General features: G+C 62.7%; 12 protein-coding genes. 9 read left to right on the top strand and 3 right to left on the bottom strand.

Going from position 1 to position 15,593, the window contains the following annotated elements; genetic code table 11:
* Positions 1–218: 218 nt before the first annotated feature.
* The 9 genes from A462_RS05060 to A462_RS05095 all read left to right on the top strand — a co-directional run bounded on the left by A462_RS05060 (position 219) and on the right by A462_RS05095 (position 10,509).
* Positions 219–1,562, top strand: coding sequence for an amidase (locus tag A462_RS05060; protein ID WP_032899782.1), 1,344 nt, complete (start codon positions 219–221; stop codon positions 1,560–1,562).
* A gap of 11 nt (positions 1,563–1,573) precedes the next feature.
* Positions 1,574–2,452: a polysaccharide deacetylase family protein gene (locus A462_RS05065; RefSeq protein ID WP_003210406.1), complete on the top strand. Its 879-nt coding sequence runs from the start codon at positions 1,574–1,576 to the stop codon at positions 2,450–2,452.
* 42 nt (positions 2,453–2,494) lie between these two features.
* Positions 2,495–3,835, top strand: coding sequence for an MFS transporter (locus A462_RS05070; RefSeq protein ID WP_003210404.1), 1,341 nt, complete (start codon positions 2,495–2,497; stop codon positions 3,833–3,835).
* A gap of 12 nt (positions 3,836–3,847) precedes the next feature.
* Complete coding sequence (locus tag A462_RS05075; RefSeq protein WP_003210402.1) at positions 3,848–4,609, top strand: SDR family NAD(P)-dependent oxidoreductase; 762 nt, start codon at positions 3,848–3,850, stop codon at positions 4,607–4,609.
* Positions 4,610–4,682: 73 nt separating this feature from the next.
* Positions 4,683–5,432 (top strand): SDR family NAD(P)-dependent oxidoreductase, encoded by a 750-nt coding sequence (locus A462_RS05080; RefSeq protein WP_008438505.1) that lies wholly within the window; start codon positions 4,683–4,685, stop codon positions 5,430–5,432.
* A 13-nt stretch (positions 5,433–5,445) separates the two neighbouring features.
* A complete protein-coding gene (locus A462_RS0132765; protein ID WP_003210398.1) occupies positions 5,446–5,739 on the top strand; it encodes a hypothetical protein in 294 nt (97 codons plus the stop codon).
* A gap of 85 nt (positions 5,740–5,824) precedes the next feature.
* Positions 5,825–6,799, top strand: coding sequence for a CobW family GTP-binding protein (locus tag A462_RS05085; RefSeq protein ID WP_008438504.1), 975 nt, complete (start codon positions 5,825–5,827; stop codon positions 6,797–6,799).
* A complete protein-coding gene (locus A462_RS05090; protein ID WP_008438503.1) occupies positions 6,796–7,971 on the top strand; it encodes an ABC transporter substrate-binding protein in 1,176 nt (391 codons plus the stop codon). The genes A462_RS05085 and A462_RS05090 overlap by 4 nt, the downstream gene beginning before the upstream one ends.
* A gap of 201 nt (positions 7,972–8,172) precedes the next feature.
* Positions 8,173–10,509, top strand: a complete 2,337-nt coding sequence (locus A462_RS05095) for a putative bifunctional diguanylate cyclase/phosphodiesterase (RefSeq protein ID WP_008438502.1) — start codon at positions 8,173–8,175, stop codon at positions 10,507–10,509.
* A gap of 30 nt (positions 10,510–10,539) precedes the next feature.
* Here the strand turns inward: A462_RS05095 and A462_RS05100 are convergent, their stop codons facing one another.
* From A462_RS05100 to A462_RS05110, 3 genes are all read right to left on the bottom strand, one after another.
* Positions 10,540–11,964 carry a pyridoxal phosphate-dependent decarboxylase family protein gene (locus tag A462_RS05100; protein ID WP_008438501.1) on the bottom strand — a complete coding sequence of 475 codons (1,425 nt, stop codon included), beginning with the start codon at positions 11,962–11,964 and terminating at the stop codon, positions 10,540–10,542.
* Between the two features lie 34 nt (positions 11,965–11,998).
* Positions 11,999–12,856, bottom strand: a complete 858-nt coding sequence (locus tag A462_RS05105; RefSeq protein ID WP_008438500.1) for a 2OG-Fe(II) oxygenase — start codon at positions 12,854–12,856, stop codon at positions 11,999–12,001.
* A gap of 244 nt (positions 12,857–13,100) precedes the next feature.
* Positions 13,101–15,518: a glucose/quinate/shikimate family membrane-bound PQQ-dependent dehydrogenase gene (locus A462_RS05110; protein WP_008438499.1), complete on the bottom strand. Its 2,418-nt coding sequence runs from the start codon at positions 15,516–15,518 to the stop codon at positions 13,101–13,103.
* Positions 15,519–15,593: the final 75 nt, after the last annotated feature.

Genomic DNA, 15,593 nt, shown 5'->3' with positions numbered 1-15,593 from the left:
GCACCAAAATGTATTTATTAATAAAAGATACATTATTTCATTCCTGGCGAGCCTTAAACACCAGCCGATATTTCTTTTAATGCCTGAAACCCATCTAGCCCGTGGATCTGCTCCAAAGTGCCAGGTGTGGCAACCGAGCTGTCCACAAGACTGGCACGAAAGCTGCCTTTGTAAAATGTACATTTTATTAATATGTACATTTTTTAAAGGTCGTTCCCATGTCAGACGCCACTTCAATGGCCGAGGATTTCGCCAGCGGTCGCAGCGACCCGGTGCAGGTCCTGGAACAGGCAATTGCCCACGCGAGCATGGCCCCCGGCGTGTTCATCTCCCTGACCGCCGAGCGCGCTCGCCGTGAGGCCGAAGCGTCGGCCGCCCGTTGGCGTGCCGGCCAGCCGTTGAGCGTGTTCGACGGGGTGCCACTGGCCTGGAAAGATCTGTTCGATGTGGCCGGCAGCATTACCACGGCGGGCGCGGCCTATCGCCGTAATGCGCCGGCCGCCTTGCTGGACGCGCCAAGTGTGGGCCTGTTGTGCCGCGCCGGAATGGTCAGCGTCGGCAAGACCAACCTCAGCGAGCTGGCCTATTCCGGCCTGGGCCTGAACCCGCATTTCGGCACGCCGCACAACCCGGCCAGCGTCGATCAACCGCGGATTCCCGGCGGCTCGTCGTCGGGCTCGGCGGTCGCCGTGGCAGCCGGCATCGTGCCGATCGCCATGGGTACCGACACCGCCGGCTCCATCCGTATTCCGGCTGCGCTGAATGGCGTGGTCGGTTATCGCAGCAGTTGCCGGCGCTACAGCCGCGACGGCGTTTTTCCGCTGGCTCACACCCTCGACAGCCTCGGCCCGCTGACCCGCAGCGTGCGCGATGCACTGGCCATCGACGACCTGCTCAATGGTCGCGACCAGCGCCCACCACGCCCGCCCCGCAGCCTCAATGGCCAGCGGTTCTGGGTCGAGCAAAGTGTGCTGGAAGACGCACGGGTTGAACCTGCGGTGCGCGATAACCTGCAACGTTGTGTGGACCGATTGAAGGCAGATGGCGCGCTGATTGACGTGCGCCCCTCGAAGACCTTCCAGGCCACCCTCGACCTGATCCTGCACCAAGGCTGGCTCGGCGCCTTCGAAGCCTTCGCCCTCCACGAAGCCCTGCTCGACAGCCCTGATGCCGAGCAACTCGACCCCCGCGTTCGCCGTCGCCTTGAAGCGGCCCGCACACTGCCGGCCAGCCAACTGCTGGCGCTGTACGACGCCCGTCGCCGCCTGCAACAGCAGCTTGTCGACGAACTCGACGGCGCGATCCTCATCACCCCCACCGTGGCCCATGTGGCCCCGGCCCTGGCGCCGTTGGAAGCCGACTTTGAGCTGTTCGTCAGCACCAACCTCGCCACCCTGCGCCTGACCATGCCCGGCAGCCTGCTGGACATGCCCGGCGTCAGCCTGCCCAGCGGCCGCGATGCCCTGGGCCTGCCCACCGGCCTGCTGCTCAGCGCCCCCAGCGGCGAAGACGCGCGCCTGCTTCGGGCCGCGCTGTCAGTAGAAACCGCACTCACTTTTTAAGGAGACACATCATGGCTAAAGACATCCTCTGTGCATTTGGCGTCGACGTCGACGCGGTCGCCGGCTGGCTCGGTTCCTATGGCGGCGAAGATTCCCCGGACGACATTTCCCGCGGCCTGTTCGCCGGTGAAATCGGTGCGCCACGCCTGCTCAAATTGTTCGAGCGCTACGGCCTGCGCACCACCTGGTTTATTCCCGGCCACTCGATGGAAACCTTCCCCGAGCAGATGAAGGCGGTGGCCGACGCCGGTCACGAAATCGGTGTGCACGGCTACAGCCACGAAAACCCGATTGCGATGACGGCCGAGCAGGAAGAAATCGTCCTCGACAAGTCCATCGAGCTGATCACCCAGGTCACCGGCAAACGCCCCACCGGCTACGTCGCGCCGTGGTGGGAATTCAGCAAGGTCACCAACGAACTGCTGCTGAAAAAAGGCATCAAGTACGACCACAGCCTGATGCACAACGACTTCCACCCGTACTACGTGCGCAAGGGCGACACCTGGACCAAGATCGACTACAGCCAGCACCCCGACACCTGGATGAAACCCCTGGTGCGCGGCGAAGAAACCGACCTGGTGGAGATCCCGGCCAACTGGTACCTAGACGACCTGCCGCCGATGATGTTCATCAAGAAAGCCCCCAACAGCCACGGCTTCGTCAACCCGCGTCACCTCGAAGAAATGTGGCGCGACCAGTTCGACTGGGTCTACCGCGAGCACGAACACGCGGTGTTCACCATGACCATCCACCCCGACGTGTCCGGCCGCCCGCAAGTGCTGCTGATGCTTGAGCGGCTGATCGAACACATCCAGAGCCATGCCGGCGTGCGCTTCGTCACCTTCGACGAAATCGCCGATGACTTTATCCGCCGCCAACCGCGTACCTGACACCCGTACCTAAACCCTGGCCAACCTCCCGAGGCGCGATTCATGTCTATCTACAACAAGCTTGATCTGACTGGCTGGAAACCCCGGCAACTGACGCCCAAGGAAGTGCGTTTCGCCACCTGGATCGCGTTTTTCGCCTGGGTGTTTGCGGTGTATGACTTCATCCTTTTCGGCACCTTGCTGCCGGAAATCGGGCGGCACTTTAACTGGGGTGAAGTGGAGCAGGCGGAGATTGCGACATGGGTGGCGGTAGGCACCGCCGTGGTCGCGCTGGCCATCGGTCCGATCGTGGACAAACTGGGTCGGCGCAAAGGGATTATTTTCACTGTGGCCGGTTCGGCGATCTGCTCGGCGCTCACCGCCATTGGCGGCGCGTGGGGCAAGTCGTCGTTGATCCTGATCCGTTCGCTGGGCGGCCTGGGGTATGCCGAGGAAACCGTCAACGCGACTTACTTGAGCGAGCTGTACGCGGCTTCCGATGATCCAAAATTGGCCAAGCGTCGCGGCTTTATCTACAGCCTGGTGCAGGGCGGCTGGCCGGTGGGCGCGTTGATCGCGGCGGGTTTGACCGCGCTGTTGCTGCCGGTGATTGGCTGGCAGGGGTGCTTCGTGTTTGCGGCGATCCCGGCGATTGTGATCGCGGTCATGGCGCGCAAGCTCAAGGAAAGCCCGCAGTTCCAGATTCACCAGCGTATCAGCGAGCTGCGTAAAAGCGGCGCGGTGAAGGAAGCGCAAAACGTCGCCGTGACCTACGGCGTGGACTATGACGAACACAGCAAGGCCGGCCTCAAGGCCGCATTCCGTGGCCCGGCCCGCCGTGCAACCCTGGTGATCGGTGCGGCGCTGCTGCTCAACTGGGCGGCGATCCAGGTGTTCAGCGTGCTGGGTACGTCGGTGATCGTCAGCGTGCACCACATCTCGTTCGAGAACTCGCTGATCATCCTCGTGCTGTCGAACCTGGTGGGCTACTGCGGCTACCTCAGCCACGGCTGGATGGGCGACAAGATCGGCCGGCGCAATGTCATCGGCCTGGGCTGGATGCTCGGCGGGCTGTCGTTTGCCGGGATGCTGTTTGGCCCGAGCAACATGGCGATGGTGGTGGGGCTGTACAGCCTGGGCCTGTTCTTCCTGATCGGGCCGTACTCGGCGGCGCTGTTTTTCATCAGTGAAAGTTTCCCCACCAGCATCCGGGCTACCGGTGGCGCGATCATCCATGCCATGGGGCCGATTGGTGCGGTGGTTGCCGGGTTCGGCGCGACCCAGGTGTTGTCGGCGGGGAGTGACTGGCAGACCGCTGCGCTGTGGTTTGGCGCAGTGCCGTGCTTCCTCTCCGGTGCGTTGATGTTTGCCGCGCGCCATGTGCGTCCGGAAACCGTCCAGTAAGGAGTTGATTCGATGAGTCGTAAAGTTGCATTGATTACCGGTGCCGCCAGCGGCATCGGCCAGGCCCTCGCGGTGGCGTATGCCCGCAGCGGCGTGGCGGTGGTGGGTGGGTATTACCCGGCCGATCCCCATGACCCGCATCACACGGTTGCGCTGGTGGAAGAGGCGGGCGGTGAATGCCTGATGTTGCCGCTGGACGTGGGCGATACAACCTCTGTGGATAACCTGGCGGCGCAGGCGGTCCAGCACTTCGGTCGCCTCGATTACGCGGTGGCCAACGCCGGTTTGTTACGCCGTGCGCCACTGCTGGAGATGACCGACGAGCTGTGGAACGAGATGCTCAACGTCGACCTGACCGGGGTGATGCGCACCTTCCGGGCGGCAACCCGGCACATGCATGAAGGCGGTGCGCTGGTGGCGATTTCGTCGATTGCCGGTGGTGTGTATGGCTGGCAGGAGCACGCGCACTATGCGGCGGCCAAGGCCGGCGTGCCGGGGTTGTGTCGGTCGCTGGCGGTGGAATTGGCGCCGTTGGGGATTCGTTGCAACGCGGTGATTCCGGGGTTGATCGAGACGCCGCAGTCGCTGGACGCGAAGAACTCCCTCGGGCCGGAAGGGCTGGCGAAAGCGGCGCGGGCGATTCCGCTGGGCCGGGTCGGGCGGGCGGATGAAGTGGCGTCCCTGGTGCGGTTTTTGACCAGTGAGGAGTCGAGCTACCTGACCGGGCAGAGCATTGTGATTGATGGTGGCTTGACCGTGCGCTGGCCGGACTAACCCCCAGTTTTAAGCCGGACTCGCTCCCACATTTTTGACCGCGTTCGCCGTTTGATTATTTCAGGAGTTCACCATGCCCCAACTCGCTAACCGCCGTGCCGTGATCACCGGTGCCGGCAGCGGCATCGGCGCCGCCATCGCCCGTGCCTACGCCGTCGAAGGCGCGCGCCTGTTGCTGGCCGACCGCGATGCCGCCACCCTCGCCGAAACCGCCATCACCTGCCGCAACCTCGGCGCCGAAGTCCTCGAGTGCGTGGCCGATGTCGGCACCGTCGACGGCGCCCAGGCCAGCGTCGATGCCTGCGTCACCCACTACGGCGGCATCGACATCCTGGTCAACAACGCCGGCATGCTGACCCAGGCCCGTTGCGTCGACCTGACCCTGGACATGTGGAACGACATGCTGCGCGTCGACCTCACCAGCGTGTTCGTCGCCAGCCAGCGCGCCTTGCCTCACATGATCGCCCAGCGCTGGGGCCGGATCATCAATGTCGCCTCGCAACTGGGGATCAAGGGCGGCGCCGAGTTGACGCACTATGCGGCGGCCAAGGCCGGAGTGATCGGCTTCACTAAATCCCTGGCCCTGGAAGTGGCCAAGGACAACGTACTGGTCAACGCTATCGCACCCGGGCCCATCGAAACGCCATTGGTAGGCGGCATCAGCGACACTTGGAAACGCGCCAAGGCCGCCGAGTTGCCCCTGGGGCGTTTCGGCCTGGCGGACGAAGTCGCACCGACTGCCGTGCTGCTGGCCAGCGAGCCGGGCGGCAATCTGTTCGTCGGCCAGACCCTTGGCCCGAACTCCGGCGACGTCATGCCATGAGCGGGTACTAAGCATGTGCGGACTTTGCGGCCTGCTGGGCGAAGACCTGCACTGGAGCGATCCCTTGGGCGATGAATTGCCGCGCCGACGCGAACGCCTGCGCCGAATCGCGGCGATCAACCAGGTGCTGGCGGTGTTCCGGCTCAAGGTCGAAGACTTCCAGGGCGCGTCCTATCTGCTGCTGGGCGCCACCGGCAAACAGGAACTGGCCAGCGGCCTGGATCAATTGTGGCAGGCGGCAGAGACCATGCTCGGTCGACCGCTGGACCCGTTGGACCCGCGCCTGCTCGATCATCTGGAACTGTAGGAGCCCGGCTTGCCGGCGATGGCGTCCTTGATATCGCCATCGCCGGCAAGCCGGACTCCTGCAGGGGCATCATTGAGGTAGAACTATGAGCATCGCGCTAAACGTCATCACCGGCTTCCTCGGCAGCGGCAAGACCACCTTGCTCAAGCGCCTGCTGCAAGGTGAAAGCCTCGGCGACACGGCGTTGCTGATCAATGAGTTCGGCGACGTCGGCATCGACCACCTGCTGGTGGAAGAAGTCGCGCCGGACACCGTACTGCTGCCCAGCGGCTGCGTGTGCTGTTCGATTCGCGGCGAGTTGAAAGACGCCTTGCTCGGCCTGTTGCAGCGTCGTGAGCGGGGCGAGATTCCGCCCTTCAAGCGGGTGATCCTGGAAACTACCGGCCTGGCCGACCCGGCGCCAATCCTCGCCACGTTGAACAACGACGTGCAACTGCGCGGGCGCTTTCATATCGGCCTGGTGGTGACGCTGGTGGACGCCAGCCACGCCGCTTTGCAAGAGCGCCTGCACCCGGAATGGCTGGCGCAAGTGGCCGCTGCCGATCGCCTGCTGTTGAGCAAGACCGACCTCGTCGAAGACTGTGGCCCGTTGCGCTTGCACTTGCAGGCACTGAACGCCGGTACGCCGATCCTCAATACCTGCGATATCGACAGCGGTGAACAACTGCTGCTTGGCGAAGGCCTGCGCAGTGCCGAGCCCGTTGCAGAAGTCCGCCGCTGGAAACTCCATCAAACCACCGCCGCCAACCACGGCGCTGCGCAAGTCTGTTGCCTGACCTTCGATCAGCCGCTGGATTGGGTCGGTTTCGGGGTCTGGTTATCGATGCTGTTAAGATGCCACGGCGAACGTATTCTTCGCGTCAAAGGACTGCTCAACGTGAACGCCAGTAACGCTCCCATCGTCATTCATGGCGTGCAGCATTGTCTGCATGCCCCGGTTCACCTGCCTGCCTGGCCGGGGACCGATCGGCAATCGCGCTTGGTGTTTATCCTGCGCGGGCTTGACCCGGCTCTGCTGCGGCGCTCCTTTGAAGTGTTCTCCAGAAGGTTCGCCGCATGATCACGCTTCGCGTCCTCGGCACCTCGGTGACCTTGCTCGAAACCTTGCGTGTGCGAGCGGAAAAAGAGCTGGGCATTCGCCTGGTGTACCAGGTGCATGATGTCGAGCAGGCCCAGCGCATTGCGGTGATGCAGCCTGACAGCTACGACCTCTACGACCAGTGGTTTCACAACGTCGACTTCGTGTGGCCGGCGCGGGCGATCCAGCCGATCGACACCCGGCGCATCGCGCTGTGGCACGAGATCAACGACCTGCCCAAGCGCGGACGCTTGTCCGCCAACGACCGTCTGGGCAGCGGCAGTGTGCCCAGCGAGCGCCTCTTCGTGCAGCACGACGGCAGCCTCGGCAGCACCGTCACCGAACGCATCAGCATGCTGCCCCTGACCCACAACGCCGACAGTTTCGCCTACCGCCCCGAGCGCTTGCCCGAAGGGTTCAACCGCGCCAACGAGAGTTGGGGCTGGTTGCTGGACCCGGCCTGGGGCGCACGCACTGCGTTGCAGAGCGACGCCGCCATCGGCGCCCTGGACGCGGCGCTGGCCGTGCAAGGCGCGGGCCTCGCGAGCTTCAAGGACATCGGCAACATGAGCATCGAAGAGATCGATGTACTGGCCGATATCCTGGTGCGTAAACAGAAGGAAGGCCACTTCGCGGCGTTCTGGTCCGATGACGAGGAAGCCGCGCAACTGATGCTCAGCCCGAGCATCGATATCCAGAGCCTGTGGTCACCGACCCTGATGCGCCTGCATCGGGCCGGGGTCAAATACCGCCTGGCGGTGCCCCGTGAAGGCTATCGCGCCTGGTTCGGCGGGTTGTCGCTGTCGCGCCATGCCAAGGGCCCGGTGCTGGATGCGGCCTATGCCTACCTCAACTGGTGGCTGTCCGGCTGGCCGGGTGCGGTGATGGCGCGCCAGGGTTATTACATCGGCAACCCGGCTCGCAGCCGTGATCACCTGAGCAGTGCCGAATGGGACTACTGGTACGTCGGGCTGCCCGCCCGGGAAGAGCTGTTGGGCAGCGATGGCTTGCCGCTGATCGATGTGGGTGACGTGCGCGACGGCGGTTCCTATGAACAGCGCATGGGGCATATCGCGGTGTGGAACTCGGTGATGGATGAGCACAACTATCTCGTGCGGCGTTGGGGGGACTTCATGCGGGCGCGAACGTCGTAACGGCAGCCTGTCGCCAAATTAATGACATATAAACTCCCGTATTTATTGGGTGCACTTCTTCTCTTGCGCAGCTAATCTGGATAATTCAAATATCCCTGTAAAAAGGATATTTATTTGACGCCGGTTCAGCTGTCGCGAGGGACGCGTATGACGAAGGGACGTTTCGGCTGGAGGGGGCAGGCGCTGCCAGAGGGCAACAGAATGAGGTGGCGCCATACGTTTCAAACCCGGATTGCCGGGGTGCTGGCGCTGCTGTTGCTGGTGGTCGTGGCGGCGGTGTATTTCGCGGTGAAAACCGCCACCAATCGCGCCGTGGAAAACCAGGCTCAGGTGCAGTTGGAAACCGGCAGCCAGGTGTTCGAACGCCTGCTCGACCTGCGTGGCCGGCGCCTGCAATACGGCTTGAACTGGCTGACGGCGGACCTGCCGTTTCGCCAGGCTGTCGCCGATGGCGAGCCCGACGCGATTCTCGCGACCCTGCGCCGGCATGGTACCGGCCTGAGTTCCAGCGAGGTATTTGTGCTGGGGCTCGACGGCCGCGTGATGGTCAGCACGTTACCGGCGCTGACGTCCGGCCAGGCCTTTCCCTATAACGATGCCTTGCGCCAGGCCCGGCGCAGCGGCCTGCAAATGTTGATCGTGGCCCTGGATGGCCGGCCTTTCCTGCTGGTGCAACAGGAAGTCGTCGACCCCGCGCCGATCGCCCGTGTCGCCATGGGCTTTCCCATGGACGAAATCTTTGCCAGTGAATTGCGCTCCATGAGCAACCTGGAAGTGTCGTTCATCAGCGCGCAGCATGGTCAGCCCGGCGAATTGTTCAGTACTCAGCCCGAGGCGCTACAGGCGTCGATTGCCAGCGACCTGCAGGGCGCGTACATCACTCCGGTGGCGCAATTGAACCTGTTCCACGGCCAGCGCTATCTCAGCCAGGTGCTGCCGTTGGGCAACACGGCAGACGGTGGCGAGGTCCGGGTGCTGCTGCAAAGCCCGCTGGACCACGCCCTTGAATCCTTCGCGCCGCTGGACCGGCAATTTCTCGCGATCGCCCTGGTGGTGCTGCTGGTGTCGCTCGCGGGTGCGTTGTTTCTGGCGCGGCGGGTTTCACGCCCACTCAATGCGTTGGTGCAGGCGGCCGAACGCATCGGGGCCGGTGACTACCGCACACCGGTACAGGTGCGCAGCCACGATGAATTCGGCCTGCTGGCCCAGGCCTTCAACGCCATGCAAACCGGGATCGCGGTACGCGAGCGACAACTGGCCCACAACGCCTTGCACGACCCGCTCACCGGCCTGCCTAACCGCGCGCTGGCCATGGAGCGCCTGGGCAGCGCCATCAGCGCTGGCCGGCCGGTGGTGTTGCTGTACCTGGGGATTGAAAACTACCGGGTGATCAACGAAGGCTACGGCCCGGAAGGCGTGGAAGAAATGCTCCGCGAAGCCAGCCGCTGCCTGCTGTCGAGCCTGTCGGCCAGCGACACCGCCGCGCGCATCACCGGCAGCGAGTTTTTGCTGCTGCTGGAAAACACCGCGATCGACCGCGCGGTGGCCCTGGCTGACCGCTTGTATGGGCTGCTCACCGAACCCCAGCGCATTGGTGGCGATGAATTGCGCCACGAAGTGAGCATCGGCATCGCCGCCTACCCGGCCGACGGCCAGCAGGTTGAAGAGCTGATCAGCCGCGCCGCGATTGCCCGCCACGATGCGGCAGCGTTCCCGGGTTACTTGCAGATCTACCAGCAGGACCGCGACCTCGCCCATCAACGCCAGATCAGCCTGATTCGTGACCTGCGTCGGGCGCCGACTGAGGGCGAGTTGTACCTGTGTTACCAGCCCAAGCTCGACCTGCACCATGGCCATGTGCGCCAGGCCGAAGCGCTGTTGCGCTGGCAGCACCCGACCCTGGGCCTGGTGTCGCCGGCCGAGTTCATTCCCCTGGCCGAGCGCACCGGCAGCATGGGCAGCCTGACCCAGTGGGTGATCGAAGAAGCCATTCGCCAACTGGCCGAGTGGGCGGTGCGCGGGTTGGAGGTGCAGTTGTCGGTGAACATCTCGGTGGATGACCTGGCCGATGACGGCCTGGCCCCGCGGGTGACCGAGTTGCTGGCGCACTACCGGGTATCGGCCCGGCAACTGATTTTCGAAATCACCGAAAGCGCGATCATGCACAACCCGGCCCAGGCCCTCAGCGTGCTGGAGCAACTGCGCGCTTGTGGCATCAGCCTGTCGGTGGATGACTTCGGCACCGGCTATTCATCCCTGGCGCAACTGCAACGCCTGCCGGTGCAGGAATTGAAGATCGACCAGTCGTTTGTGCGCAACCTCGACAGCACTTCCGGCGACGGCGTGATCGTGCGCTCGACCATCGAAATGAGCCACAACCTGGGGCTCAAGGTGGTGGCCGAAGGGGTGGAGTTCGAGCCCAGCCTCAAGCTGCTCAAGCTCTGGAAGTGCGACACGGCCCAGGGCTATCTGATCAGCCGGCCGTTGAATGCCATGGCGTTTGAGATGTGGATGCGCCGCGAGCGCGTGCCGGTCTAGGGCGTCGGTGGCTGCACCGACGCCGGTCTTTCAGTGTTCCACCGTTGCATCGACCAGGCTTTGCAACCGTTCCCACAAGCCTTCGACGTGGTGGCGCTCCGTCCCCAGCGCGCCAATGGACACGCGTACCATCCAGCGCTCGTCGAGCACGGCGGGGGTGACGTAGGCGCTGCCTGAATGGTTGAGCTTTTCCGCCCAGGCCCGGGTGTAGTTATCCAGCGCCTCACCATCAAGGCCTGGTGGCTCGTGGCGAATGCACAAGGTTTGCAGGGTAACGGCGGCTACCAGTTTCCAGTGTTTGCTGCCTTCAATCTGTTCTGCCAGCCAGCGGGCATTCGCCAGGTCACGCCGCAGCCGAGCCTGCAGGCCGCTGACGCCTTGCTCGCGGATCAGGAACCACAGCTTCAGCGCGCGGAAACGGCTGCCCAGGGAGATCCGCCAGTCGCGGTAGTTCCTGACCTGGCCGTCAGCCTTGGACTGTAGATAGCTGGGGTTGGTGGTCATGATGCGAATCAAGTGCTCGGGGTCGCGTACAAAGTACACCGAGCAATCAAACGCCGCCCCCAGCCATTTGTGAGGGTTGAGGACCAGCGAGTCGGCGTTCTCGATGCCGTGCCACAGCGCGCGGCATTCCGGGAGGATCATCGCGGCCCCGGCCATGGCTGAGTCGACATGCAACCACAGGCCGTGGCGTTGCGTCAGGGCGCCGATGGCTTCCAGGGGGTCGATGGCCATGGCTGCCGTTGTGCCGGTGGTCGCAATCACCACACAGGGTCTGTTCCCGGCAGCCAGGTCTTGTTCGATTGCCCGCTCCAACGCATGCGGTGACATTGCATTGTGTTCGTCGGTTGCCACGGTACGGATATTGTTCTGGCCGAACCCCGCCAGGATCGCGGCCTTGTTCACTGAACTATGGGCGTGGGCCGAGGTGTAGACGATCAAGGGGGCGCCGCTGTTTTGCAGGCCATCGTGCATCAGCGCGTAGTGGGAGCTGCGTTCGCGGGCGCTGATCAGCGCCACCAGGGTGGAGGTCGAGGCCGAGTCCTGGATCACTCCGCTCCAGTTGGCGCTCAGGCCGATCATGTCGCGCAGCCAATCGGTGGTGACTTCCTCGATTTCGGTCAGGGCCGGGCTCGATTGCCACGACAATCCCACCACGCCCAGGCCGGTACTCAAGCAATCGCCGAGGACGGAGGACAGTTCCACATTCGACGGGAAGAACCCGAAGAAGCTTGGATGCTGCCAATGCAATAGACCGGGCATGATCAGTGTTTCGACGTCGCCCATGATCTGTTCGAACGGTTCAGCTGTCTCAGGCGGGCTGGCCGGCAATGCGGACCTGATTTCGCCCGGGGCCGTGGTGGGTTGCACACCGCGTTGCTCGATGTTTTGTCGATAGTCTGCAATCAGGTCGATCATGGCGTGGCCATGTCGGCGGAATTCTTCAGGTGTCATATCAGGGTGTCCGTCAGAAAGAGAAATAAAGGCGTTAGCACCAGAAGTAAAACGGCTGGCCAGTGGTATAGCCGATAAACGACTGGATGCTGATGCGCTTGCCTGAATCGAAACCGCAAATGGCATGGGGACGGCGAGTATTGATAATCACCAGTTCGTTTTTCTGCGGCTGGATGCGCAGCGGTTTTTGCAAACGATCTTCGGGCAGTTCCGCCCCTTCGAAACGGATGACCTCGTCGTAGGTAAACGCCTCGGTATCCCAAATGACCAGTTCACCTCCCGAAGGTGGTACTTCGAGGTAAATATTCGCGCTGAATTGATGTTCCAGTTCGGCAATCGACAAGGGCAGGCAATCGACATGGGGGACTGTTTCGGAGAGGTGGGCTGTCTCCGGGAACATGGCGCGGATAATGCCGCAGAACATCGGCTGGCCCTGGAACGCCGCGGTTGTCGCACCTTCTGGCCACACCTGCCGGATATGCTCCATCAGTAGATGGATGGGTGGTTTGCGCGGGGCACAGAGGTCATCGATCACGCAGCGCATGTGGGTGGCGTCTGCGTAGTATTTCTGTTGCGAATAGCTGTCTGCGGCCTTGCCGTAGGTGGAGTTGAACGGTGTTCCCCAGCGATGGACACCATAGAAATGCTGGACAACTTTTCCGTGCTCATAGGTCTCGTGGTTATATTCCTGGAGCGTCGCCGTTTCGTTGATATGTTTATTTAGTACTTCGCTGGTTTGTTCATTCGCGTAGTCAGGTACCCGGATGGCAAGTATTTCTCCGCGAATAAGTTTTTCCAGGCTGAGTGTGTCGAGTTGCTCGAGCGCCAGGATCCCGGGCACCTGGCTATGCTGGACTGCAGGTATTGATTCAACGCTGTTGAGGTCCGTCATGATGAAAACTCCATGTTAGTTACAGCACGTCATATAGATAACGTTTGTTTGGCTGGGGATTTACTGGCGACAGTGAGCGCCGGATGGCGCAGGGCCAAAGTTGAGGGAAAGACTTTTGGGGAGGTATAGGACTTTTCCGAGTAAACTTTTAAATACATCGGCGCTATCGGATCGCTTTATTTCACGCATAAAAAAAGGCGGCTACCCACTTAGGTAGCCGCCTTTTTCTTACTGCCGGTTTTGCTTAATCCGGCAGTTTGAACGCCATCACATAGTCACCCTGCTTGGTGCCCAGGGAACCATGACCGCCGGCCATGACCAGCACGTACTGCTTGCCGTCCTTGCCGGTGTAGGTCATTGGTGTGGTTTGCGCGCCTGCTGGCAGGCGGCCTTCCCACAACTGCTTGCCGTTTTTCACGTCATAGGCACGCAGGTACTGGTCAAGGGTACCGCTGAGGAAGGACACGCCACCGGCGGTGGTGAAAGTCCCGCCCAGGCTTGGCACGCCCATGGTCAGTGGAATCGGAACCGGCGAGCTGTCACGCACGGTGCCATTCTTGTGCATCCAGATGGTCTGGTGGTTGGTCAGGTCGACCGCGGCCACATAACCCCACGCCGGCGCCTGGCACGGCAGGCCCAGTGGCGACAGCATGGCTTCGAGGATCACACCGTATGGCGCGCCTTTGTTCGGCTGCACGCCTTCGGTTTCGCTGACCCGTGGGCCTTGCTTGGCAATGTCGGCGGCCGGGATCAGTTTCGATTTGAACGCCATGTAGCTTGGGTTCACGAACGCGATCTGGCGAACCGGGTCGACGGAAATGCCACCCCAGTCGAACACGCCGAAGTTACCTGGGTAAACGATCGAGCCCTGCAGCGACGGCGGGGTGAACGGACCGTCGTAGCGCATGGATTTGAAGTCAATCCGGCACAGCATCTGGTCGAACGGCGTCACGCCCCACATGTCACGCTCCTTGAGGGGCGGTGGCATGAAGTTCAGGTCGGACTTCGGTTGGGTCGGTGCGGTGTGATCGCCGGCCACTGCGCCTTGCGGTACAGGGATTTCATTGATCGGCACTACAGGCTGACCGTTCGAGCGGTCGATCACGTAGATGCTGCCTTGCTTGGTCGACGCCATCACCGCTTGCTTCACGCCGTCAGCGGTCTTGATGTCGATCAGCGAAGGCTGGCCGCCCACGTCCATGTCCCACAGGTCATGGTGAGTGAACTGGAAGGTCCACTTCACGTGGCCGCTGTCGATGTCCAGGGCAGTCAGGCCGGCGCTGTACTTCTCGGAGTCCGGAGTCCGGTCGCCGCCGTACTGGTCGGGCATCTGGTTACCCATCGGCAGGTAGAGCATGCCGAGTTTTTCGTCCACCGCGAACATCGACCACATGTTTGGCGAGTTGCGGGTGTAAGTCTTGCCCTCGGCCAACGGGGTGGTGTCGTCCGGGTTGCCGCTGTCCCAGTTCCACACCAGCTTGCCGGTGTGCACGTCGAACGCACGGATCACGCCGCTAGGCTCGTCGGTGGAGACGTTGTCGGTCACGTGACCGCCGATTACCACCAGGTTCTTGGTGACGGCCGGTGGCGAGGTGGAGTAGTAACCGCCCGGGGCGAAGGTGCCGATGTTGGCACGCAAGTCGATCTGGCCTTTGTCACCGAAGTCTTCGCACATCTTGCCGGTGTCGGCGTTCAGGGCGATCAGACGGGTGTCGGCGGTAGGGACGAAAATGCGTTTCGGGCAGGCATTCGGCGCGGCGGCCGGGCTGGCGCTGCCAGTCGGGCTCTGTTCCGAGGCATAGACCGCGTCATCATGATACGACACGCCACGGCAGGTCATGTGCGCCCAACCCTTGAAGTTGGCAGCACCTTCGCTGCTGATCTTCGGGTCGAAACGCCAGATTTCCTTGCCGGTGTCCGGGTCCAGGGCAATCACCTGGCTGTGAGGCGTGCACACGTAGAGCATGCCGTTGACTTTCAGCGGGGTGTTTTCCGCGGTGGTTTCACCGGGATCGCCTGGGCCAGGGATGTCGCCAGTACGGAAGGTCCAGGCTGGAACCAGCTTGTGGGCGTTTTCCGGAGTGATCTGTGCGAGTGGCGAGTAACGATCACCGAAGGCCGAACGGCCATAGGAGTTCCAGTCACCATCAGCCTGGGCTGGCGCAGTGCTGGCCATGCCCGGTACCGCATCGCGGTCCAGCTGGCCTTTCTTGACCATGGCGCCCGGGTCGGTGAATTGGCTGGCCAATGCAGCGGCGCCGGCCAGTACCACCGCGACGCTCAGCGCGCCAGTGCCCAGCGGCGAGGCTTGGCCACGCAGCAACGGACGGCGGAACCACGGGAGCAGCATGACGATGCCGAGGGCAAACAGCAGGGCCAGGCGCGGTACCAGTTGCCACCAGTCCAGGCCGACTTCCCACAGCGCCCATACGGTGCTGGCAAACAGCACCAGTGCGTACAAGCCCAGCGCCGCACGGCGTGTAGCCAGCAGCAACAGGCCTGTGACGGTGATGCCGAGACCGGCCAGCAGGTAATACAGCGACCCGCCGAGCATGCTCAGCTTGATCCCCCCGGCCAACAAGGCCAGGCCCATTATCAGCAGCAAGATCCCCAGCAGCCTGGGCAGCAGGCGACTTGGACTTGAAGCACCATCAGTGCTCATAGTGTGGTTCTCCGTTACGTTTTGAATTGATTGCGCACAGTTCACTGTAGATGACGTTCCGGCGCAGGCTTGGTT

This window comes from Pseudomonas sp. Ag1, from assembly GCF_000278565.1.
Taxonomy (GTDB): domain Bacteria; phylum Pseudomonadota; class Gammaproteobacteria; order Pseudomonadales; family Pseudomonadaceae; genus Aquipseudomonas.
The sequence above is the reverse complement of the archived record's forward strand: the minus strand, read 5'-3'. Positions and strand labels throughout refer to the sequence as shown.

Bases quoted from the DNA above. Each gene is read 5' to 3' on its own strand.
- A462_RS05080 (WP_008438505.1), top strand. From the start codon at position 4,683: ATGCCCCAACTCGCTAACCGCCGTGCCGTGATCACCGGTGCCGGCAGC.
- A462_RS05100 (WP_008438501.1), bottom strand. From the start codon at position 11,964: ATGACACCTGAAGAATTCCGCCGACATGGCCACGCCATGATCGACCTG.
- A462_RS05075 (WP_003210402.1), top strand. From the start codon at position 3,848: ATGAGTCGTAAAGTTGCATTGATTACCGGTGCCGCCAGCGGCATCGGC.
- A462_RS05060 (WP_032899782.1), top strand. From the start codon at position 219: ATGTCAGACGCCACTTCAATGGCCGAGGATTTCGCCAGCGGTCGCAGC.
- A462_RS05090 (WP_008438503.1), top strand. From the start codon at position 6,796: ATGATCACGCTTCGCGTCCTCGGCACCTCGGTGACCTTGCTCGAAACC.
- A462_RS05065 (WP_003210406.1), top strand. From the start codon at position 1,574: ATGGCTAAAGACATCCTCTGTGCATTTGGCGTCGACGTCGACGCGGTC.
- A462_RS05095 (WP_008438502.1), top strand. From the start codon at position 8,173: ATGAGGTGGCGCCATACGTTTCAAACCCGGATTGCCGGGGTGCTGGCG.
- A462_RS0132765 (WP_003210398.1), top strand. From the start codon at position 5,446: ATGTGCGGACTTTGCGGCCTGCTGGGCGAAGACCTGCACTGGAGCGAT.
- A462_RS05085 (WP_008438504.1), top strand. From the start codon at position 5,825: ATGAGCATCGCGCTAAACGTCATCACCGGCTTCCTCGGCAGCGGCAAG.
- A462_RS05070 (WP_003210404.1), top strand. From the start codon at position 2,495: ATGTCTATCTACAACAAGCTTGATCTGACTGGCTGGAAACCCCGGCAA.
- A462_RS05110 (WP_008438499.1), bottom strand. From the start codon at position 15,518: ATGAGCACTGATGGTGCTTCAAGTCCAAGTCGCCTGCTGCCCAGGCTG.
- A462_RS05105 (WP_008438500.1), bottom strand. From the start codon at position 12,856: ATGACGGACCTCAACAGCGTTGAATCAATACCTGCAGTCCAGCATAGC.